The 19,075-nt window shown below is 32.4% G+C and carries 31 protein-coding genes and 1 tRNA gene; 25 read left to right on the top strand and 7 right to left on the bottom strand.

Translation table 11 applies throughout. The annotated features are described in order from the left end of the window. Window positions 1–12: 12 nt before the first annotated feature. The 22 genes from AW732_RS06975 to AW732_RS06875 all read left to right on the top strand — a co-directional run bounded on the left by AW732_RS06975 (window position 13) and on the right by AW732_RS06875 (window position 10,531). On the top strand, window positions 13–1,008 hold the full coding sequence (locus tag AW732_RS06975) for a 50S ribosomal protein L3 (protein WP_067960532.1): 996 nt from the start codon (window positions 13–15) through the stop codon (window positions 1,006–1,008). Next, a complete protein-coding gene (rplD, locus tag AW732_RS06970) occupies window positions 1,008–1,820 on the top strand; it encodes a 50S ribosomal protein L4 (RefSeq protein WP_067960528.1) in 813 nt (270 codons plus the stop codon). The genes AW732_RS06975 and rplD overlap by 1 nt, the downstream gene beginning before the upstream one ends. Beyond that, window positions 1,817–2,083 carry a 50S ribosomal protein L23 gene (locus AW732_RS06965; RefSeq protein WP_067960525.1) on the top strand — a complete coding sequence of 89 codons (267 nt, stop codon included), beginning with the start codon at window positions 1,817–1,819 and terminating at the stop codon, window positions 2,081–2,083. Before rplD ends, AW732_RS06965 begins: the two co-directional genes overlap by 4 nt. Before the next feature lie 44 nt (window positions 2,084–2,127). Next, window positions 2,128–2,523 (top strand): 30S ribosomal protein S19, encoded by a 396-nt coding sequence (locus AW732_RS06960; RefSeq protein WP_067960523.1) that lies wholly within the window; start codon window positions 2,128–2,130, stop codon window positions 2,521–2,523. Window positions 2,524–2,528: 5 nt separating this feature from the next. Next, window positions 2,529–2,987 (top strand): 50S ribosomal protein L22, encoded by a 459-nt coding sequence (locus AW732_RS06955; protein ID WP_067960770.1) that lies wholly within the window; start codon window positions 2,529–2,531, stop codon window positions 2,985–2,987. Window positions 2,988–2,989: 2 nt separating this feature from the next. Then, a complete protein-coding gene (locus AW732_RS06950) occupies window positions 2,990–3,778 on the top strand; it encodes a 30S ribosomal protein S3 (RefSeq protein ID WP_067960520.1) in 789 nt (262 codons plus the stop codon). Continuing rightward, a complete protein-coding gene (rpmC, locus tag AW732_RS06945) occupies window positions 3,775–3,981 on the top strand; it encodes a 50S ribosomal protein L29 (protein WP_067960517.1) in 207 nt (68 codons plus the stop codon). Before AW732_RS06950 ends, rpmC begins: the two co-directional genes overlap by 4 nt. Further along, window positions 3,978–4,244 (top strand): ribonuclease P protein subunit, encoded by a 267-nt coding sequence (locus AW732_RS06940; RefSeq protein WP_067960514.1) that lies wholly within the window; start codon window positions 3,978–3,980, stop codon window positions 4,242–4,244. The genes rpmC and AW732_RS06940 overlap by 4 nt, the downstream gene beginning before the upstream one ends. Then, the gene (locus AW732_RS06935) at window positions 4,241–4,570 is read left to right on the top strand and encodes a 30S ribosomal protein S17 (RefSeq protein ID WP_067960511.1); all 330 of its coding nucleotides are present in this window, start codon (window positions 4,241–4,243) and stop codon (window positions 4,568–4,570) included. The genes AW732_RS06940 and AW732_RS06935 overlap by 4 nt, the downstream gene beginning before the upstream one ends. Next, window positions 4,570–4,992, top strand: coding sequence for a 50S ribosomal protein L14 (locus tag AW732_RS06930; protein WP_067960506.1), 423 nt, complete (start codon window positions 4,570–4,572; stop codon window positions 4,990–4,992). The genes AW732_RS06935 and AW732_RS06930 overlap by 1 nt, the downstream gene beginning before the upstream one ends. Before the next feature lie 4 nt (window positions 4,993–4,996). Further along, the gene (gene rplX, locus AW732_RS06925) at window positions 4,997–5,401 is read left to right on the top strand and encodes a 50S ribosomal protein L24 (RefSeq protein WP_253805591.1); all 405 of its coding nucleotides are present in this window, start codon (window positions 4,997–4,999) and stop codon (window positions 5,399–5,401) included. Then, entirely contained in the window at window positions 5,401–6,117 is a 717-nt protein-coding gene (locus AW732_RS06920; protein WP_067960503.1) for a 30S ribosomal protein S4e, read from the top strand. The genes rplX and AW732_RS06920 overlap by 1 nt, the downstream gene beginning before the upstream one ends. A 4-nt stretch (window positions 6,118–6,121) precedes the next feature. Further along, window positions 6,122–6,643, top strand: a complete 522-nt coding sequence (locus AW732_RS06915; RefSeq protein ID WP_067960500.1) for a 50S ribosomal protein L5 — start codon at window positions 6,122–6,124, stop codon at window positions 6,641–6,643. Beyond that, window positions 6,643–6,822, top strand: coding sequence for a 30S ribosomal protein S14 (locus AW732_RS08460; protein WP_082697434.1), 180 nt, complete (start codon window positions 6,643–6,645; stop codon window positions 6,820–6,822). The genes AW732_RS06915 and AW732_RS08460 overlap by 1 nt, the downstream gene beginning before the upstream one ends. Window positions 6,823–6,828: 6 nt before the next feature. Continuing rightward, the gene (locus AW732_RS06910) at window positions 6,829–7,221 is read left to right on the top strand and encodes a 30S ribosomal protein S8 (protein WP_067960497.1); all 393 of its coding nucleotides are present in this window, start codon (window positions 6,829–6,831) and stop codon (window positions 7,219–7,221) included. After that, window positions 7,211–7,768 (top strand): 50S ribosomal protein L6, encoded by a 558-nt coding sequence (locus AW732_RS06905; protein ID WP_067960494.1) that lies wholly within the window; start codon window positions 7,211–7,213, stop codon window positions 7,766–7,768. The genes AW732_RS06910 and AW732_RS06905 overlap by 11 nt, the downstream gene beginning before the upstream one ends. A gap of 15 nt (window positions 7,769–7,783) precedes the next feature. Next, window positions 7,784–8,074 (top strand): hypothetical protein, encoded by a 291-nt coding sequence (locus AW732_RS06900; RefSeq protein ID WP_067960492.1) that lies wholly within the window; start codon window positions 7,784–7,786, stop codon window positions 8,072–8,074. A 67-nt stretch (window positions 8,075–8,141) separates the two neighbouring features. Further along, window positions 8,142–8,215 (top strand) — tRNA-Asn (locus tag AW732_RS06895). A gap of 121 nt (window positions 8,216–8,336) precedes the next feature. After that, entirely contained in the window at window positions 8,337–8,585 is a 249-nt protein-coding gene (locus AW732_RS06890) for a hypothetical protein (RefSeq protein WP_067960489.1), read from the top strand. A 4-nt stretch (window positions 8,586–8,589) separates the two neighbouring features. After that, window positions 8,590–8,820: a hypothetical protein gene (locus tag AW732_RS06885; RefSeq protein ID WP_067960487.1), complete on the top strand. Its 231-nt coding sequence runs from the start codon at window positions 8,590–8,592 to the stop codon at window positions 8,818–8,820. Between the two features lie 125 nt (window positions 8,821–8,945). Continuing rightward, a complete protein-coding gene (locus AW732_RS06880; protein ID WP_067960484.1) occupies window positions 8,946–9,395 on the top strand; it encodes a DUF2299 family protein in 450 nt (149 codons plus the stop codon). A 650-nt stretch (window positions 9,396–10,045) separates the two neighbouring features. Then, window positions 10,046–10,531, top strand: coding sequence for a DUF4352 domain-containing protein (locus AW732_RS06875; protein WP_067960481.1), 486 nt, complete (start codon window positions 10,046–10,048; stop codon window positions 10,529–10,531). 272 nt (window positions 10,532–10,803) lie between these two features. Here AW732_RS06875 and AW732_RS06870 read toward each other — a convergent pair whose 3' ends face one another. From AW732_RS06870 to purC, 3 genes are all read right to left on the bottom strand, one after another. Beyond that, window positions 10,804–11,211: a PPOX class F420-dependent oxidoreductase gene (locus AW732_RS06870; RefSeq protein WP_067960764.1), complete on the bottom strand. Its 408-nt coding sequence runs from the start codon at window positions 11,209–11,211 to the stop codon at window positions 10,804–10,806. 132 nt (window positions 11,212–11,343) lie between these two features. Further along, the gene (locus AW732_RS06865; RefSeq protein ID WP_067960476.1) at window positions 11,344–11,847 is read right to left on the bottom strand and encodes a winged helix-turn-helix domain-containing protein; all 504 of its coding nucleotides are present in this window, start codon (window positions 11,845–11,847) and stop codon (window positions 11,344–11,346) included. A gap of 355 nt (window positions 11,848–12,202) precedes the next feature. Next, the gene (gene purC, locus AW732_RS06860; protein WP_067960473.1) at window positions 12,203–13,027 is read right to left on the bottom strand and encodes a phosphoribosylaminoimidazolesuccinocarboxamide synthase; all 825 of its coding nucleotides are present in this window, start codon (window positions 13,025–13,027) and stop codon (window positions 12,203–12,205) included. Between the two features lie 710 nt (window positions 13,028–13,737). Between purC and AW732_RS06855 the strand changes: the two genes are divergently transcribed. Beyond that, window positions 13,738–13,980 (top strand): hypothetical protein, encoded by a 243-nt coding sequence (locus AW732_RS06855; RefSeq protein ID WP_067960470.1) that lies wholly within the window; start codon window positions 13,738–13,740, stop codon window positions 13,978–13,980. A gap of 78 nt (window positions 13,981–14,058) precedes the next feature. On the opposite strand, the gene AW732_RS08585 is transcribed toward AW732_RS06855, so the two are convergent. Both AW732_RS08585 and AW732_RS06850 read right to left on the bottom strand, forming a co-directional pair. Then, window positions 14,059–14,232: a hypothetical protein gene (locus AW732_RS08585; RefSeq protein ID WP_156416084.1), complete on the bottom strand. Its 174-nt coding sequence runs from the start codon at window positions 14,230–14,232 to the stop codon at window positions 14,059–14,061. A 45-nt stretch (window positions 14,233–14,277) separates the two neighbouring features. Next, window positions 14,278–15,576 (bottom strand): serpin family protein, encoded by a 1,299-nt coding sequence (locus tag AW732_RS06850; RefSeq protein WP_067960466.1) that lies wholly within the window; start codon window positions 15,574–15,576, stop codon window positions 14,278–14,280. 544 nt (window positions 15,577–16,120) lie between these two features. Here AW732_RS06850 and AW732_RS06845 point away from each other — a divergent pair. Both AW732_RS06845 and AW732_RS06840 read left to right on the top strand, forming a co-directional pair. Next, complete coding sequence (locus AW732_RS06845) at window positions 16,121–17,032, top strand: hypothetical protein (RefSeq protein ID WP_067960463.1); 912 nt, start codon at window positions 16,121–16,123, stop codon at window positions 17,030–17,032. A 29-nt stretch (window positions 17,033–17,061) separates the two neighbouring features. Then, complete coding sequence (locus AW732_RS06840; protein WP_067960460.1) at window positions 17,062–17,355, top strand: hypothetical protein; 294 nt, start codon at window positions 17,062–17,064, stop codon at window positions 17,353–17,355. Between the two features lie 236 nt (window positions 17,356–17,591). Here the strand turns inward: AW732_RS06840 and AW732_RS06835 are convergent, their stop codons facing one another. Both AW732_RS06835 and AW732_RS08800 read right to left on the bottom strand, forming a co-directional pair. Beyond that, window positions 17,592–17,813: a hypothetical protein gene (locus tag AW732_RS06835; protein WP_156416083.1), complete on the bottom strand. Its 222-nt coding sequence runs from the start codon at window positions 17,811–17,813 to the stop codon at window positions 17,592–17,594. 334 nt (window positions 17,814–18,147) lie between these two features. Beyond that, window positions 18,148–19,075 (bottom strand): hypothetical protein (locus AW732_RS08800; protein WP_067960452.1); only part of this gene is annotated, 928 nt, incomplete at its 5' end.

Genomic DNA, 19,075 nt, shown 5'->3' with positions numbered 1-19,075 from the left:
GACGAATTAACAATGGGAGCTCGGAAAAGACATTCACCACGTAGAGGAAGTTTAGCATACTCACGTAGAGTACGTGCTAAAACTATGGAAGCAAGAATAAGAGCTTGGCCAAGTAGATCTGCATCAGAAGAACCAAAAATTTTAGCACATTGTGGATTCAAAGCAGGATGTGTTCAAGTAGTAAGTATTGATGATCGTGAAAAAGTTCCAAATGCAGGAAAACAATTAGTAAGTTTAGGAACTGTATTAGTTACTCCACCAGTTTTAATTTTAGGAGTTAGAGGATATTCAAAAGATCATGATGGATTACATGCAGAATTTGACGTTTATGCTGAAGATATTCCAAAATATGTTTCAAAAGAAATGACTTTCAAAAATAAAGAAGGGGCATTGGAAAATGCAGAAAAAAGTCTAAAGAAAATTAAAGAAATTTTTGCAATCGTTGCAGTATCACCAAGAGCTGCAGGATTAGAAATGAAAAAACCATATATTTTTGAAGCAATGGTCAGTGGCGGAGATATTGAAAAACAATTTACACATGTTAAAGAATTACTAGGAAAAGAAATTAAGATTGATCAAATTTTTGAAACAGGTTCAACAGTAGATGTTGCAGCAATTACAAAAGGTCACGGATGGCAAGGAGTTATGAGAAGATGGAATGTAAAAAAGAAACAACATAAATCAAGAAAGACTGTTAGAGAAGTTGGTTCATTAGGTCCAATTTCCCCACAAAGTATCATGTATACAGTTCCAAGAGCAGGACAAACAGGTTTTCATCAAAGAGTTGAATATGATAAAAGAATTTTAGTCATGGGCAATACAGATAACGATAAATTAAAAATTAATCCAGACGGAGGTTACAAGCACTTTGGATTAGTAAAAGGTGATTTCATTATTTTGAAAGGCTCAGTTCCAGGAACTTATAGAAGATTAATCAAATTAAGAAGTCAAATTAGAAATGCACCAGTTAAAGTTAACAAACCAAATATTCTGGAGGTTGTGATATAATGAAAATAACAACATATACAACTACAGGAACTAAAGATGGAGAAATTGAATTACCATTAATTTTCTCAACTCCATTTAGAAGAGAATTAATCCATAAAGCTTACACAAATCTTACATCTCACAAATTTCAACCACAAGGAAGACATCCATCTGCAGGTCAAGATGTTGTAGCAGATTCTAACGATCCACCAACAGGTCAAGGTGTATCTCGTGTTGCAAGAGCTCAAGGTGGTGGCGGTGGAAGACAAGGTCAAGGTGCAGAAGTTGCTTCAACCAGAGGCGGAAGACAAGCACATCCACCAATTGTAGGTAAAGTAATTTACAAAAAATTAAACAAAAAAGAAAATAAACTAGCATTATGTTCTGCAATTGCAGCTACATCATCAAAAACTCTAATTGAATCAAGAGGACATAAGATTGAAGGAATCGAATCATTCCCAATAATTGTTTCAGATGATATTGAAAAAATTTCAAAAGCAAATGATATGACTAAAGTTTTAGATTCTCTAAAATTAACACAAGATACAGAAAGATTAGAATCTAGAAAATCACGTTCAGGACAATCAAGACTTAGAGGTAGAAGTAAGAAAGTAGGAAAAAGCGTCTTGTTTGTAACAAAAGATTCCAATGAAGTTTCTAAAGCAATTGGAGCATTACCAGGAATAGAAGTAAAAAGTGTAAAAGACTTGAGCGTTTTAGATTTAGCTCCAGGTTCACATCCAATTAGATTAACAGTATATTCAAAATCAGCAATTGAAGAGATTGCAAAAATAAAATCAACACATCTAGAGGTTATGGTGAAAACACAATGAACGTAGATACAGCAATGAAAATAATTGTCAAGCCATACATTACAGAAAAGACATTTGCAATGATTGAAAATGAAAATAAAATCTGTTTCATAGTAGAATTATCAGCCAAAAAACCAGAAATTGCTGAAGCTGTCAATACACTTTACAAAGAAAAAGTAATCAAAGTTAATACAGCAAGAACAATTTATGGTAAAAAAGCATTTGTTCAATTCGAAAGTACTGAAAAAGCAAGAGATCTTGCAACAAAGATAGGAATGCTCTAATATGGACAATAAAACTCGAAGTACATTAACATTGGAGGAAAAAATTGGTTAAAGAATTTCAATATAGAGGACTTACTAAAGAAGAGTTAGACAATACTTCATTAGAAAAATTATTCTTGCTATTCAATTCTAGACAAAGAAGATCTTTGACTAGAGGAATTACGGATGGAAAAAGAAAATTGATTGAAGAAATTAAAGCTGCAAAAGCAGGAAAATTGAAAAATCCTATCAAGACACATCTTAGGGATTTAATTATTCTACCATACATGGTAGACGTTACAGTAAATGTTTTCTCAGGAAAAGAATTTCGACCAGTAACCATTACAACAGAAATGGTGGGTCATTATTTGGGAGAATATGTCATAACAAACAAGAAGGTACAACACGGTGCACCAGGAGTAGGAGCATCAAGATCCAGCCTTTATGTACCATTGAAGTGATTGATATGGGTAGATTCGATTACGCTTTCCAAAATTATGATGCAACTAGACATGTTAGATCATCAGTTAGAGAAAAAGACATGTCACACAAACATGCAAGAGAAGTTGCAGTTGCAATCAAAGGTCTATCTATTGAAAAAGCAAGAGATTATTTGTTAGCAGTAATTAATCAAAAAAGAGCTGTTGCATTCAGAAGATATAAAAACCAAGTTGGACACAAAGCAGATCCTGGAATGATGGCAGGACGTTACCCACAAAAAACAGCAAAAGAATTCATCAAAGTTTTAGATAATTTAGAATCAAATGCAGAATACAAAGGAATGGATTTGGATAGATTAAAAATTGTAAATGCTACAGTGCACAAAGGAGTTATTGTAAAAAGATTTATTCCAAGAGCAATGGGCAGAGCAACTCCAAAGAATAATGTATTAACACATGTGGAATTGGTGGCCCAGGAGATTTAGATATGTCAGCAGTAAAGAACGTTATCAAAGACAATTACAACATGATGTTGTTAAAAGATTATTTGAGAAATGCAATTAAAGATGCAGGATTTTCTCATGCAGAAATTTCAAAAACCCCAACAGGTACAAGAGTTGCATTACACGTAACAAGACCTGGAATTGTCATAGGTAGAAAAGGTTCAGGAATCAGAGACCTTACAGAAAAACTTGCAACAGATTTTGGTTTAAAAAATCCTCAAATTTCCGTTAATGAAATAGAAAAACCAGACTTATCATCCAGCGTAATGTGTAACAGAATGGCATCACATTTGGAAAGAGGAACTGCATTTAGAAGAGCAACCATGTGGACAATGAAACAAATTATGGAAAGTGGTGCTATGGGAGTTCAAATTACAATTTCAGGAAAACTTAGAGGAGACCGTTCTGCATTTGAAAAACACGTTGCAGGAATTTTACCTAGAGCAGGACATCATGCAGATGTAATAGTTGATGAAGATATTGCACACGTAGAAACAGCAATGGGGCTAATTGGAATTAGAATAAGAATTGCAAATAAAGAAAAAGTAATTCCAGAATTTGAATTAATTAAAGAAAAGAAAAAGAAAGAAACAAAAGAAAAACAATCTAAAAAAGTTGAAGAAGTTAAAGTCGAAGGAGACGTAAAAGTTGAAGTTGTTAAAGTCGAAGGAGATGAGAAGAAAGCAAAATCAGAATCAGAACAAATTGCAATTGAAGAAGAAAAAATGAAAACATTAGAAACGTTAGAAGAAGATGAGGCAACGATGAAATGACCAAAATCAGTATGAAAACAATTAACAATTTGAATGAGAAAGATCTCAAAAGTAAAATTCAAGAAAGCAGATCAGAATTAGCAAAACTAAGAATAGATTCTTCTAAAGGAACATTAAGAAAAGAAAGTGGAAAACTAAAACCAATTCGCCACAACATTGCAAGAATGTTAACCAGATTAAATCAAATGGAGAAAAAACAATGATTACTAAAGACACAATTTCAAGACATGAGTTAATCGGTTTAGAAACACAAGTAGTTGAATCAAATAATTCACAATTAGTAGGATTAAATGGAAGGGTAATCAATGAAACAAAATCTATGATTACAATAAATACTAAAAAAGGCAAAAAAATGATTCCAAAATTAACAAGTAATTTGAAATTTTTCGTTAAAGGCGAAAACATTCTGGTTAAAGGATCATCAATAACAAAAAGACCATTTGAAAGAATAGGAGCAAAAGCATGACTAGAAACATAGGAATTAAAGTAAATGCACCTAAAGAAGAACCACAAGAGGGAGATAACAAAAATCCATTTAATGGAACATTACCAATTCGTGGTAAATTATTTGAGGGCAAAGTCATAAAATCAAAGGCAAAAGATACAGTTGTAATTCAAAAAGAAGCTCCAGTTTATTTTAACAAATTCAAAAGATATGCTAGAGGTAAAAGTACAATCCATGCACACGTACCATCAAACTTAGAAGTAAAAGAAGGGGATGCAGTTATCGCTGCAGAATGTAGACCATTAGCAAAATCTGTTTCATACGTAGTAATTGAGGTAAAAGCATAATGGCAAAACAAGCTGGTAAAGGTGTTGAAGAATTCCGCCCATATGTAACAAGATCAATTCCAGTTGGAGCAAACATCACATGTGCAGATAATTCTGGTGCAAAAATTTTAGAAGTAATTAACGTACCAAGACACAAAACAAGAGCATCAAGACTTCCTTCAGCAGCAGTAGGTGACTTTTGCAATGTTGTTGTAAAGAAAGGACCAGCTGAATTAAGAAAACAAGTTTACGGTGCAGTTATTGTTAGACAAAAATATGCAATTAGAAGATTAAACGGAATAAGAGTTTGTTTTGAAGATAATGCAGCAGTATTAATTACTCCTGAAGGAGAAACAAAAGGAACTGACATCAAAGGACCAGTAGCAGCAGAAGCCTCAGAAAAATGGCCTAGAGTTGCTAACTTGGCATCAACGGTGGTATGATAAAATGGTAAAACCAACTAAAATGCGCAATCGAATGATCTTCCAAGCAACCATGCAAACTAGAAGTAAACAAATGGGTGCTAATTTATCAAAAGACTTGCAAAAAAAATATGGTAAAAAAAGTGCTAGAGTAGTAGAAGGAGATAGTGTAACCATACTTAGAGGAGAATTCAAAGGAGTAGACGGTAAAGTTTCAAACATTTCTACACAAAAATCTAGTGTTGCAATTGAAGGAGTAAAGAAAGAGAAAACTAAAGGTGATAAATTTGATGTTTACATACATACATCAAATCTAGTTATTACTTCATTAAACACAGATGACAAATGGAGAATGGCAAAATTAGATGGAAAAGATACTAAAGAAGCAAAAGTAAAAAAAGAAGTCGAAAAAAAGGAAGATGAGAATTAATGGTAAGTATTGCAGGTAGTAAAAAACTCAAACGACAAATGGCTCCACAATTCTGGGGAATTGCAAGAAAAGATAAACGATTTATAATTACTACAAGACCAGGTCCACACAAAAAGAATTATGCAATTCCATCAGCAGTATTTCTCAGAGACACATTAAAGATAGTTTCAAGTTTAAGAGAAGCTAAAGCATCAATTTATGCAGGCAAAGTCAAGATTGACGGAGTTGTTAGAAAATCACTACATCACGCAATTGGATTAATGGATGTAATAGAGTTAGAAAATGTTCCAGACATCTATCGTCTCGTACCAACTGAAGGAAAAATCTTAAAACCAATTAAAATTACAGATGCAGAAAAATCTAAAAAATTAGTTAGAGTTGTAACTAAAACAACAATTAACAACGGTAAAACACAAATAGGATTTCATGATGGTCGTTCAACACTTGAAGAAGTAGATGCAAAGGTTGGAGATACATGTGTAATGCAAATTCCAGATCAAAAAGTTTTAGAAATAATCAAACTTGAAGCAGGATGTCAAGGATTAGTTACAAGAGGTGTTAATGCCGGGCAAGTAGGTAAAGTTGAAAGTGTAGAAGAAGGCACATTCATTCTTCCAAAAAGAGTTATTCTAATTTTAGGCGATAAAAAAATCGAGATTCCAGCTGATGTCATTATGCCAATAGGTAAAGAGGAGCCTGTAATTCAATTAAAGTGATAACATGTCTCAAGTAACAGAATCTCCAATGAAAAAAATCTCTTTAGAGAAAGTAGTATTGAATATGGGAATTGGTAAATCAGGAGATATAATTGATATTGCAAAAAGAGCATTAGAGCAAATTTCAGGTAAAAAACCATCAACAAGAAATGCAAAAGAAACTCAAAGAGAATGGGGAGTAAGAAAAGGTGAACCAATTGGAGTTGCAGTTACAATTAGAGGTAATGATGCAATAGTATTATTGAAAAGATTGTTAGAAGCAAAAGGAAACACAGTCAATGGTAGAGCATTTGATAATTTTGGAAATTATTCGTTTGGAATTAATGAACACATAGATATTCCCGGTGTAAAGTATGATCCACAAATAGGAATTTTAGGTCTTGGAATTTCAGTTACATTAACTAGACCAGGTTATTCAATCCGCAAAAGAAGTAAACACAAAGCTAGTGTAGGAAAATCACATATCATCACTAATCAAGAAGCAAAGGATTATCTAGCAAAAGAATATGGAGTTACGATAGTATAATGCCTAAAGATAGATCTTATGAAACTACTGGAAGAAAAAAACATGATTTTGGAAGAGGTTCCAGATGGTGTAAGAGATGTGGGGACTATACAGCTGTTATTCAAAAATACGACTTAATGTTATGCAGACGATGCTTTAGAGAAGTAGCAACATCTTTAGGGTTCAGGAAAAATCGGTGATAATAGATGCCAGCAACTAATATTTTAGCAAATTTGTTTGTCACGTTATACAATAACGAGGCAAGAAGGAAATCAGATTGCATCATCTTACCAACTTCAAAATTAGGTGTTGAAGTTCTAAAAACACTTCAAAAAGATGGGTATATCGGAGAATTCGAACATATTGATGATAAAAGAGGTGGCAAATTTAAGATAAATTTACTAGCAAAAATTACCAAATGTGGGGCTATATCACCAAGATTCAAAGTAAAAAACGATGAATATAACAACTGGGAACAACAATACTTGCCTTCATATGATAGAGGAATGTTACTAGTTACAACAAATCAAGGTGTTATGTCACATCACGATGCAATAGAAAAAGGAATTGGAGGATTTTTAATCGGATATGTCTACTAGTCAATTAGAAAAATTTCAAGACGAAGTAGAAATTCCAGAAGGAGTTACAATTACACAAAAAAAACACATGTTAACATTTGTAGGACCATTAGGAAAAACACATCAAAGTTTCCGTAAAATTCCAGTAAAAATAGAAATTACAGAAAGTAAAGTTCTACTTACAACAATTGATCAAAGAAAAAGAGATTATGCTATTTTACATGCAGCAAGATCATTGATCAGAAATATTTGTGAAGGATTGATAAACGGTTACACAATTAAAATGAAAGTTGTTTTTGCACACTTTCCAATTACAGTAAAAGTAGAAGGAAAAGACATCATCATTGAAAATTTCCAAGGAGAAAGAGCTCCAAGAAAAACGGTCATAGTTGGAAATACCAAAGTTGTTCCAAAGGGTGAAGATGTAATCCTTACAGGGGAAGTTTGGACAGACATTACTCAAACAGCAGCAAATATTGAATTAAAAACCAAAGTAAAGAACAAAGATCATAGAGTTTTCCTAGACGGTATCTATGTTTTTGAAAAGAAAAAAGGCATAGACAAATAAATTTTCAAATAACTCATGAATATTGATCCTGAGTTTGTAAAAACTACAACAGAATTTATTGATCAAACTCTAGAAGCTTACAAATCAGCAGGAGTTTCACCAACTGTTGGCGATATTTGGGATTGTGAAAATGTAGGGGATTTTCTATGTGGATTTTTTGTTGGAGAATTAGTTGGTTCCATACTAAGTGCTTTTCAATATTCACAAAAAAGAGACCCTACTGCAGAAGAGCATTTAGAAATTGTGGGTTTAGTTGAAAGTCGTTCAAAGGAAATCAAAGAATTCTTTTCAAAATTTAACAATTAACTTCAATAAATCGTTCAAAGTCCCAAGTCGTAAAGATTAAATCACTTTTGTCAAGGGTAATCCATGTGCCTCCCTAGCTCAGCGTGGTAGAGCAACCGGCTGTTAACCGGTTGGTCACCAGTTCAAGTCTGGTGGGAGGCGCTCTTAATATTTCTAAATTCGAGTTTTGAAACATTGATCGGTTGTTAGTAAATGGTGTACTCAATTAGACAACGCAGATCTAATAGATGATCGGACAGATACAATATGCAGGAGATTTACATTGGTTAGAACTAGAAGAGCCAATAGGTATTGTGTGGATTGTGGGGCAAGACTGGTATATTATCCCAGATTATCCAATCCAAAAGCACCAAATGAACATAGAGTTCTAGTTTATGCATGCCCAGATTGTACGGATGACTTTGAAAAACCAAAAATGTTTTCAATTAGACGAAATCAAGTGGAAGATCCACTAGAAACAGTGGAAATTGAGATCACACAGTTACAGAAAAAAGTAGCTTTAGCAAAATAATCTCATGACATATTCAGAAAGACCAAGAAGCAATGCATGGTATTTACTGCCAATTTTTATCGGAATGATTGGAGGAATTATCGGATATTTAGCTATTAGAAAAGATGATCCTAGAAAAGCAAAAAATTGCATATACATAGGAATTGTAATGATGATTATTGGAATTATTTTCAACATTTTACTATTAGGATCTGGTGACGTAGTAGGCAATCCAGGATTTAATGTAAACATCTAGCAAATACAATAATTTCCCATCCTAAATTTAAGATATTTCTAAATTCGAATTTAGAAACATATGTTATTTAGACTCCTGATTTATCAGATTTAGAATCATATAGAAGTAAATTCAAAAATTCAACATTGAGTGCCTCTAGAATGAGAGATAATGTTGAAAGATGGTTAATTCATGAAAGTTTACCATTTGAACAAGTCAAAAGTGAAGAAAACTCATTCCAAGTATTAGTAAAACATGCAGGTCCATATGGCATCCCAATAGATATTTTTGAACCAAAAGCACAATTAGGGATTTTAGTGATAGGTGCAAAAATTGAAATGAAAAGTAATCAAATCATCAGATATAGAGGATTTAATGAAGAAGAAAGAAGCAAATTTGCCAACAAAGTTTTAGATTTTTGTAATTCAATTGAAACAATAAGCAAAATAATTAGCGAAGATGGAAAACAAAAAGTTGCAGTTTACGTTGTATTAGATGATAAAGAAAACATCAACCAGCAAACAATGTTTGATGCAATTGATAGTGTTTCAGATAAACATGAAAAAACTGCCAGGTTCTTACTAAAAACATTTTAAAAAATTGTACAGTCGCCAAGTAGAAAATTAAACATACTATTTTGTTTGAAAGGGGGGGGATAAACCAGCATTATTTGTAAACAAAAAAGAAAAAAATGGTTAAGGGTGAAATTTTTACAAAATAATTTAATTGAAAATTTTTAAAAAATAACAAAAATAACGATGAAAAAATTTTGTTGAAAAAATAGCAAAAAATGTGCAATTTTTAAAATTATGCCTAGGTGTTAAACCCCCCTATGAAAAAAGTAGATTTAGGCACAGGGTGAAATTTTGAAAAATGGGTGTTTTGATGGGGGGTTGAACACTTGTGCCTAGATACAAAAAGCAAGGGTAATTCCACCAAGGTATCCCAACAAAGAAGGGGCAATCTTTCTAAAGTAGGCGTAAAAGCTAAACCCCCACAAATTAAGTGAGTTTGTAGAAAAAATCCATAGAAATTGACCAAATATGTCCCAAAAATGAATTTGAAAAGAAGTACAATCCAGGTTAAAAATAATCAAAATAAGGAAATTTATAAAAAAATAGTCAATTAATCAGGGCCCAAATACCCCCCTATTTTGACATAGTTTTTCCCTACAACATAAAAAAATTCAAAATACTAAAATGCAAATTTACGTTGCAACTATATATCAAAAAAGGAGTGGCAAATTATGGTACGAATTGGTTTAGTAATTGTAATTGGAGCAATAATTGGTTCCATGGTACTAGCAAATTACATGTACATGCAATATCAAACTAATTTCATCGAAGTTAGTGAAGGTGAGACAGTCCTTGTGGGACCAGTAGAATACATAGTAACTTTTGAAGGCACACATGATGGCGATAAAGAGACAGAACCAGAAAACACGTTTGTAAAAATTGGTATAATTGCAAAAAATATCAGTGATGAAAATACAGTTGTGTCAGGAGGACAATTTTTCTTAATAGATGAAAAAGATCAAAAACACAAAGCAGTTTTTGGTGAATTTTCATCAAAAGACCTATGGTTGGTAGGATTAGAACCAAACAAACCAATTGAAGTTACAACACAATTTGACATTCCATTTGACGAGGATGAAAATTATAAAATTGTCATAAGACCACAAAAGGATCAAGCAACAGTAGATACTGCATCAATTTGTCTAACAAATTGTTGATCGATAAATTATAAAAATAAAAAAAAGCGTCAAATTTTATTTTAGTAATAGTATTGTGTGACTTTTACTACATAACACATACTATTTATGAAAAAAGTCATGGCAATATCTAAAGCCAAAAGAGCTGAAGCAGCAAAGAAAGCAGCTCCAAAGAGAAAGGCAGCTAAACAAAAACGTTAAGCTGTCTAATCACCTTTTTTAAAAATTGTCTTACTAGATATACTATATTTCTAAATTCGAATTTAGAAACATTATAAATCCACAGATGTAAATCAATCAGACATTTGTAATTCAGGCAAAACAAAAATTTTTTCAGGCTTTATTTTCAAAATGATTCGTTTCTCATTTTCTTGTTTAAACGGATAATTAGGACGTCCCATATACTGTTGAGTTAATTTGTCAGCATGAAGATATTCAGAGTCAGAAATTATTTCAATTACTTTACCTCTAATTGTTGTCATATCAAGAGGATTATCATTGGAGGTAACAGATACTGCAACACGAGGATCACGTAAGATATTTTTGTGTTTTATTCTACCTTCTGCAGTATTTACTAAAATAAACCCATCCTCATAATTTGCCCAAACAGGAGAAACCTGGGGAGAACCATCTTTCATTACAGTTGCAATAAAAACAAGATTTTTTTCTGAAAATAATTTTACAACTTTTTCATCAGTCATTTTTCTACTATTTACGACATCCATAAAATAAAGTTTGGATATGCAAAATTTGTCATATTTTTATCAAAATTTTGAGTATTTTGATTTAACAATGAAAGAATGAATAGATCGCAAAATAAAAAACAATACAAATTATTTTTTATTGGATTTTTCAAGCACATTAGTCATTGCTCTATTCATAATTTCCATTACCAAGTATTGGGAATATTCAGTAGATTTCTTACCCTTAGATTTACCAGTTTTGGGTCCAAGAGATTTGAGAATCTTTTCAATTTTCTCAGATGTATTATCAATGATTTTCGAATATGTTGAATCAAAGTTTTCAGGTGTTTGAAAATCTAAGAGTTTTGTAGAAGTGCTGTAAAATTTAGTGATAGCACCTCTAGATTCTTCAATTCTTGCAATTTCAATTAATCCAGAATTTTTTAAAATTTCCAAATGATGTCTTACTGTAGTTAGTGCTTTTTTGAATCCGTGTTTTTTTAGTGAAGTGGATATTTGATCAGCAGACATTGTCTGTCGATATAGAATTTCTACTATTTTTGCTCGTGCAGGGTCTTCAATTGCACGTGCATCATCTGTGCTCGTAGTAACAATACGATTTACTTTAATCTCTTTTTCTAATAATGTAGACATACAAGAATTGATTTTAATCTGATCTAAAAGATCCTTGTATCATATTTTTTTGTCTAATCGCATCAATTTTTGTTTACTTTAATAAACTTAGTACCAATTCTAAAAAATACACTATGCTACGAAAACTATTGTAATATATCTAAATAATATAGTAGCACTATAATCATTATAATAGCATTTGATAATTGTTAGTACCACATTGAGTAATGTTGTAGGGGTTAAAAAAATATGAAAAAAATGAGATTTCAAAACATATGTTGCCAAATATGCCATATGGAGATGGAATTAAGATAATATGAAAATCAATATTAGAGTTGAAAGTTAGCTAACAGTCAACATTACGTATAGAAGTTATCTAAAGAGATAATCCAGTTAATTTCTCATACGCAATTATGTATCGTTGAGTAATTGTTTGAATAATTTCTGATGGGATTTCAGGGGCAACGGGTTCTTTTCCGTTATTTCGATCATCTTCGAATTGTTTTTGATAACCATTTTCAGTTAACCAATCACGTAAGATTTGTTTGTCGTAAGATTCTTGAATTTTTCCAACCTCAAAGGTATCTTTTGGCCATAATCTATATTCATCAGGACCAATTGAATCACCTAAAACAATCTTACCATCTAAAATACCAAATTCCAATTTTAAATCAGCTAAAATAAAACCAGCATCATCAGCAACAGTAGCCATTTGATTATAGATATCAATGGATGTTTTCTCTAACCAAGAGTATTGTTGTTCAGAAACTAAATTCATTTCTAATGCTTTTGACTTATCAATGGGAATGTCATGTTCAGACTTTGTAGTCGGATCAAAAAAAGGCTCAGTTAATTTTGCAGCCATTTGAGTATCAGTATTTTCAGGTAATTTGACATCACCATTTTTCCATCGACTAATTAAACTGCCATAAAAATATCCTCGAACCACACATTCCATAGGAATCATCTGCATTTTTTTGACTGAAATTTCGGTATCTGATTCTCGTTTTATGAAATGATTTGAGACATCTAGTTTATTGAACCAAAATTCAGCAAAATGGCACAAAACTTCCCCCTTTTTTGGAATATCTTGTTTAAATTTTACATCATATGCAGAAACGCGGTTAGAGAATTTGAAAAGTAGTGTATTTTCATCCACATCATATAGATCCTTTACTTTGCCACTAGTTAGAAATTTCACGTAATTTTGATAGATATTGATGAAATTTAACTGCTGGGGATATGAAATGCAAATTCTAAATATTTTGAAACAATTGTTAAAAATTTCTCAAAATTGATTTTTGATCAAATAAATTATTCTAACTTAATTTACTTTAATTTCAGTTTAGGGAAAGATTAATGAAGAAATAGGGGAAAATAGGGGAAAAATTAGGCTAATTTAGGGCCTAATTTAGGGCCTAATTTAGGAAAAAATTAGGGAAAATAGGTTTGGTTTAGGCTAAATTTAATTAAATTTAGTTAAAATTAGGCTAAAAAAATCGTGCGTGTTTTAAGGTTTAGGCTAAATTTAATCCTAATTTAGGCTAATTTAGGGCAAAGTAGGCTAAATTAGGTTTGGTTTAGGCTAATTTAGGGAAAAATTAGGCTAATTTAGGGCCTAATTTAGGAGTGTAGAAGTTATAGGGTTTTCAAGAACCTATCATTTCAACCATCTTAAGCATCTCTTGATATGATTTGATTACAAATACACCTTTTTGCATTTGGATGCAGTAATGGTGAGATGAGAGCACAAGGAGTTGTAACATCTTACACCAACTTCAATTCTCAACAACATGAACCAAACCCTGAAATTCTATCCTATACAGCACCTGTTATCTGGTGGGACACTTACGTAATAGCTTGGCATATTGCCAACTAACCTTTTTTATTTTTCTAAACTGTTTTCTGAACATGACAAATAAGAAATTCTATCTTTTTGTATTTTGTGGAATTGGTTTAATTGGTGTGTCAAGTTACTTTTTTTATCCTATTGCATTGATGATCTTACATCATACAGTAGGCGGAGTATTTACAGAAATGTTGCATGAGATTGCAAGTCACACCGTATTATTTGTTCAAGTGATTTTCTTTTTGATATTTTTCATCCCTGGTATCTGGTTATTGAAAAAGGGAATTGATAAAACAAGAGTATGAAGAAATGAATCAGAATGAAATGATATGTGCTGATGTAATTCACATTTATGATAAAAATACCCTTCTTCAATCTAAATTCTAAAGACATGCAGCGGTTGGATCAACTAATCCCAAAAGTTTTTTCATTCCTAAATCCGGGCAGTGCTCTGATGGAAATAACAATGAACCAAAAATAGTGAAGGATGAAGTAAAAATTATGATAATGACAAGAGATAGTAAAATTCCAATAATTATCAAAAGTCTAGTCTTCATTTTCCTCTCCAAACATAAACAAAGTCATTTTTTGACTTTACAGTTTCAGTGTTCAGGATTAACAAATCGCCCCATGAACAATATTTGATCAGTTTCATGATCTTGTATAATGTAGACAAAAGGGTGATTGCCATAAAACCTGTATGGAGGACCAGATTGTAATTCGGCCATCACTCCAGTTGCAGCAGCGGCCTCTGTTCCCAACTCATGAAGATCAATTGCAGTCTTGTGGACTGCTTCATCTATGAAGATGCCCCGATAATTTGCCATTCCACTTAGATCAGATAATTCCTTGGAAAATGGATGAGTCATCCCCATTTCTTTTAGAATTTCTCTGAGATCGTAATCCATCTCCATTGAAAACTTTGGAATGATCACTGATACCATTTTTTCAGATAGCTTGGATTTTAGATCATTGAAATAATTTGCAGTCAGATTGCCTTCTAATTGTTTTAGATTATGCATTTCAAAGGATTGTAAAAGATACATGGATGCCCTGTTACCCTTGTAAGGAAGTTCAACAATTTTTACTGCATCGTCTTCATAATAATTAAAATGGTGATTTTTAATCTTCATCATATCTATCATTTGTACATTGTCAGGAGTGACAAAAAATTCCCTTTCATATGTCTTCCCAGCAGGAAATTGTTTTTCCCATAGCCCATTAAAGTAAACTGTGTTAGTTGCAGCCATCAAAGTTAGCGGTCCAGTGCTGTTGTCTTCAAAAATTTCTTCGATTTTACCGTTAGTGTTTTCTTTGACCCACTGATTTATGGTTTGAACGCCTTCATTGGAGACAAAGTCAACATTTTGAGAGGATGCAGCATAGTCATTTGTTACTATTTTTGCATATTCAGGATTTAGCTCATACATGTCTGAAACCCATATCCCATTTTTGACACTTAATTCAAAGTCATGATTTTTCTGGTTTAGGTTTTGAATTGTATTTTTGTAAACTAGTCGCCTTTTTTCCGAATCTTGTTCAAATGCAAATATCTGATGCATGTTTTCTCTAGTCTCACCTTGTGCAGCTTCATAGATTATTGCAAAAACAATATCAATGCTAATGGGCGAAAAAAACAAGTTTTCATCAGAATCAGATAGATGTTTGTAAAATTTGAAACCAAAGTTATTAGAACTTAACGAAGCATGATCAGAAAAATTAAGCGAATCCGCCTTGAGCAGATCGTCAAACATAGGATTTGATCTCAATTCGTCATTTTCTTCCAGGAATTTTTCCCCGTCACCGGCATTGTTTGAACTATACAATACAGTTGATGTAATGATTGCAATGATGCCTGTTGAAATAATTGCAATAAGCAGTACTAGAATTCTAGTTTTCAATTATTCAAGCTAAAGACATGACATTCATAAGTACTTCTAATCCATTGTAGCAAATCCTAACAGGTTTGGTTTAGTGATCTGTTGAAGATTTAAACATAATTTCCATTTTCTATAATTTTAGCCATCTAGAATATGCCTTGTTTTATCAAAATTTGTTCTGACATTATCGTGTTACTACACCGTAAAAAGACGATTATAGATGAACTTATGTATTTTAGATTGTTGGTAACAAACACAAGTGCAGATATTTCAGTTAAAAAAAAATCAAAGTATCGATACTTGCATTTTCTTTATAATTTGAAAGTCACCTTCTAGCAATTATGGTGTGGTTGTGTTGTATTTGATAAACTGCTTCGCTGCCAGGCAGTTATGACAGATGTTAATTTTGGAATGACGAAAGAAATTTTTTTCACAAATTTTTCTAATTGATCATTTCCTACAATTTCTTTGCACTTGGCATGAAAATTTAATGTTTTGAATATAAGAATTAGCTCAATCTGGATTGACTAAATTCTTTTATGATTTCCAATTATGGAAATTAATAATGACTACGAAAACAACAAAAACAATTGCATTGATGTCAATCATTGCGGGCATACTTGTTACTAGTTCTATTGTCCTGAACGCAGTACAAGTGAATGCAGCAGAGATAGAGTCTCCTAAAAGATACACTGCAGAAATTCTTTCCAGTGAAGTAAAGAATGTGTATTATTCTGGCGATACTAAAGTTCAGCGATTAGAGGTAACTATCAAAGCCAAAGAACTTCCAACCTTTGAAGAATTAGTTGAAGACAATCAAAAATACTATGATTGGCTAACCTCTAATTTCGGAAAGAGAGGTGAAATGAAGGTAGAAGAGCTAAAGGCAGAATTGAAGCAAACAGTTGACAATAGACCTGATGTAATGACCGTAAATATGGTTAGAGTAGGAGATCATTCTATTCTATTTGGAGATGAATCATATGATTCACCAATGGGAAATGCAAAAGATCCAGTAAACATGGTCTTTTATGAAGATGCTACTACCTCTCAAACAGATACTGTTATTGATTCCTACGCAGACAATAATTGGGGTGGGGATGGAGTATCACCACAACAATATGTTCTAATCAACAATGTGCCTCATGGAGGAACTTTGGATTGGGTACAAAGTGATCATCAACAGTACAAAGGAAACATTGTAGGTCAAAGAGAACATGTACGTTTGTTTGGCGGAGATTATGACACACACAGTGTTTACGATTATTGGTCTGTAGGTACTGCACATCAAGAAACATGGAATACTTTGTGTCTATGTCATGAGATTGATTCTTGGGAAAATGCTGAATCCGAGCTTAGGAATGATCTGGTCGGTCAAACTGGTGTAGGGAATGTTGGAACATACAATCAAGGAAATTCAGGTTACTGGCAAGGCGAATACAATAACGGCGTTGCACGTCTAATCGAGCTGACATAAATACTCCACCACATTATTTTTTTTAAGATATGAAAATAATCATAGCATTTCTAGTCTACGGATTTGTTGTTTCAATTCTAAATAACATATCTATGGAAAAATCAGGAGAATACATAATTTACACATTATTGAATTGGCCAGTAGAACATTTATTCATTCCTCCGTCCTTGCTTTATTTTGCAAATGATATGGGTGATGCGTTACTACAGGATCAAATAATGATTCTACGAACTGTTGTTAGTGTAATATTTTGGGGCATACTTGGTTTCACAATTCATTCAATACGTAGAATTCTCACCAAAAACACAATCAAAATCCACTGAACTGTCACCTACAAGATTAGATTCTTGTGCCATTATAGGAAAAACAAATCCCATCATGAATATTCCAATTATCAAGAGCCTAGTTTTCATTTTCTTTTTCTCCAAATATGATTGTCTTAAAGTGTTCTACTAAACTAGACAATCAAAACATTGAAAATTGTTGGGCCAAATTCTGCCCAATATGAATACCAGGGTCTGGTCACACACAATGAATTTCTTATTAATTTTTTACTTGATTAGGATTGATATTCATCATCAGAGTTGTTTTGGGATCTTTTCTTTAGTTTATCATTAAGCTTGAAAATATCATCAATAATTTCATTTTTTTTAAGTTCTTGAGGACATTTTTTATCAAATCCACCAAATACTGTTTTAAATTGTAGATTATTTTTTTCGTCAAGATATGCCTTAACTAAAATTGTACCAATGGCTGTTAATGTACTAGATTTTGTTTTCATGTCTTTATTTCCACCACGATACATATCTATCAAAAATTAATAAAAATAAAAAAAGGTTATTGAACCTCAGATTTTTTTCTTAAAAAGTAAATTCCTAAAATGATTAAAACAAATGCAGGATAATGAAACACAATAGAAGCAGTATCAAAAAAGAATATTTGTAATATATACATCATTTCTCCATCGGCTAATCCTTCGGGTCGAAGAATTACAGGAATGAACATCATTAGAAAAAAAGAAAAAAGAGGTATACTGCCAATAATAAGAGAAATCCCAATTAATTTTGGGTGATTTTTTAATTTCATATTAATAAAAAAGAAAAAAATAGTACATTTTATTGTACTTGAATTAGTGCGGCATAGCCGTTGTTGTAGATACCTTGATAGTTTCCAGCATTTCCTATATTGATTGAACTTACTACTCCAATTCCACTAGTATTTGCCAAATCTCCTGCTAAATGATTTTCAGCAGTTTCCCAACTATTTGTATAGTGAGTATGACATGATGGAGTACAGTTTTCTCTATGAACTGCACCTACTGACCATTTATCAAATCCACCTGAGTGAGTGTCATCCCCACCATTGAAGATTCTTACATGGTATCTATCAATATAGGATCCTTCCTCATATCCATATCCAAATGACCAATATGCAGAGCCACCATGAGCAGTTTCATCTATGAAAGTCCATTGTAGACCGCCAGATGCAGCATGCCAACTATGTGGAGCATTGTTGTCAATTCTAGAATTTACAGTAGAGCCTGCTCCGTTATCATAAAAGACCAAATTAATCGGATCTTTTTGAGCTCCCCATGTTGAAGGAAGATCTCTAGTAAATTTTTCAAAAGTTATTGAGTGACTGCCGATTTTAACAGTTTCAATCTCAGAAACTTCTGGAGCATTTTTGATATTCTTTGCAAATTCTGCAACTAATTCATTTGATAGTTTTTTACCCTCTTTTTCACCTAGTTCAGCTTCTAAAGTTGTAAAGTATTCTTTGTTTAATTCTTTAAAATCTGCGACTGTTGGAAAATCAGTTTGTTTGATTTGTTGTTTGAAATGTGTAACTTTTACACCATTAATCATTTCTTCACTGACAAGAGTTTTAGAAAGTACCTCTACTTTGTAGTTGTGTCTATCTTTTGCTACATCACTTGCATTCTCATTTGGAGCTGCATCAACCATACTCAATCCAGAAATGGAGAGCACCATGATTGCAGCTAGAGATACAAACAATATTGTTTTGATGTTTTTTGTCGTCATT

Source organism: Nitrosopumilus sp. Nsub, from assembly GCF_001541925.1.
Lineage (GTDB): Archaea > Thermoproteota > Nitrososphaeria > Nitrososphaerales > Nitrosopumilaceae > Nitrosopumilus.
Note: the sequence above shows the minus strand (reverse complement) of the source record. Positions and strands in the feature narration are given on the sequence as shown.

Excerpts from the sequence above, each read along its gene's own strand:
- AW732_RS06975 (WP_067960532.1), top strand. The coding sequence starts at position 13 with ATGGGAGCTCGGAAAAGACATTCACCACGTAGAGGAAGTTTAGCATAC.
- rplD (WP_067960528.1), top strand. The coding sequence starts at position 1,008 with ATGAAAATAACAACATATACAACTACAGGAACTAAAGATGGAGAAATT.
- AW732_RS06965 (WP_067960525.1), top strand. The coding sequence starts at position 1,817 with ATGAACGTAGATACAGCAATGAAAATAATTGTCAAGCCATACATTACA.
- AW732_RS06955 (WP_067960770.1), top strand. The coding sequence starts at position 2,529 with ATGGGTAGATTCGATTACGCTTTCCAAAATTATGATGCAACTAGACAT.
- AW732_RS06950 (WP_067960520.1), top strand. The coding sequence starts at position 2,990 with ATGTCAGCAGTAAAGAACGTTATCAAAGACAATTACAACATGATGTTG.
- rpmC (WP_067960517.1), top strand. The coding sequence starts at position 3,775 with ATGACCAAAATCAGTATGAAAACAATTAACAATTTGAATGAGAAAGAT.
- AW732_RS06940 (WP_067960514.1), top strand. The coding sequence starts at position 3,978 with ATGATTACTAAAGACACAATTTCAAGACATGAGTTAATCGGTTTAGAA.
- AW732_RS06935 (WP_067960511.1), top strand. The coding sequence starts at position 4,241 with ATGACTAGAAACATAGGAATTAAAGTAAATGCACCTAAAGAAGAACCA.
- AW732_RS06930 (WP_067960506.1), top strand. The coding sequence starts at position 4,570 with ATGGCAAAACAAGCTGGTAAAGGTGTTGAAGAATTCCGCCCATATGTA.
- rplX (WP_253805591.1), top strand. The coding sequence starts at position 4,997 with ATGGTAAAACCAACTAAAATGCGCAATCGAATGATCTTCCAAGCAACC.
- AW732_RS06920 (WP_067960503.1), top strand. The coding sequence starts at position 5,401 with ATGGTAAGTATTGCAGGTAGTAAAAAACTCAAACGACAAATGGCTCCA.
- AW732_RS06915 (WP_067960500.1), top strand. The coding sequence starts at position 6,122 with ATGTCTCAAGTAACAGAATCTCCAATGAAAAAAATCTCTTTAGAGAAA.
- AW732_RS08460 (WP_082697434.1), top strand. The coding sequence starts at position 6,643 with ATGCCTAAAGATAGATCTTATGAAACTACTGGAAGAAAAAAACATGAT.
- AW732_RS06910 (WP_067960497.1), top strand. The coding sequence starts at position 6,829 with ATGCCAGCAACTAATATTTTAGCAAATTTGTTTGTCACGTTATACAAT.
- AW732_RS06905 (WP_067960494.1), top strand. The coding sequence starts at position 7,211 with ATGTCTACTAGTCAATTAGAAAAATTTCAAGACGAAGTAGAAATTCCA.
- AW732_RS06900 (WP_067960492.1), top strand. The coding sequence starts at position 7,784 with ATGAATATTGATCCTGAGTTTGTAAAAACTACAACAGAATTTATTGAT.
- AW732_RS06885 (WP_067960487.1), top strand. The coding sequence starts at position 8,590 with ATGACATATTCAGAAAGACCAAGAAGCAATGCATGGTATTTACTGCCA.
- AW732_RS06875 (WP_067960481.1), top strand. The coding sequence starts at position 10,046 with ATGGTACGAATTGGTTTAGTAATTGTAATTGGAGCAATAATTGGTTCC.
- AW732_RS06870 (WP_067960764.1), bottom strand. The coding sequence starts at position 11,211 with ATGACTGATGAAAAAGTTGTAAAATTATTTTCAGAAAAAAATCTTGTT.
- AW732_RS06865 (WP_067960476.1), bottom strand. The coding sequence starts at position 11,847 with ATGTCTACATTATTAGAAAAAGAGATTAAAGTAAATCGTATTGTTACT.
- AW732_RS06855 (WP_067960470.1), top strand. The coding sequence starts at position 13,738 with ATGACAAATAAGAAATTCTATCTTTTTGTATTTTGTGGAATTGGTTTA.
- AW732_RS08585 (WP_156416084.1), bottom strand. The coding sequence starts at position 14,232 with ATGAAGACTAGACTTTTGATAATTATTGGAATTTTACTATCTCTTGTC.
- AW732_RS06845 (WP_067960463.1), top strand. The coding sequence starts at position 16,121 with ATGACTACGAAAACAACAAAAACAATTGCATTGATGTCAATCATTGCG.
- AW732_RS06840 (WP_067960460.1), top strand. The coding sequence starts at position 17,062 with ATGAAAATAATCATAGCATTTCTAGTCTACGGATTTGTTGTTTCAATT.
- AW732_RS06835 (WP_156416083.1), bottom strand. The coding sequence starts at position 17,813 with ATGAAAACAAAATCTAGTACATTAACAGCCATTGGTACAATTTTAGTT.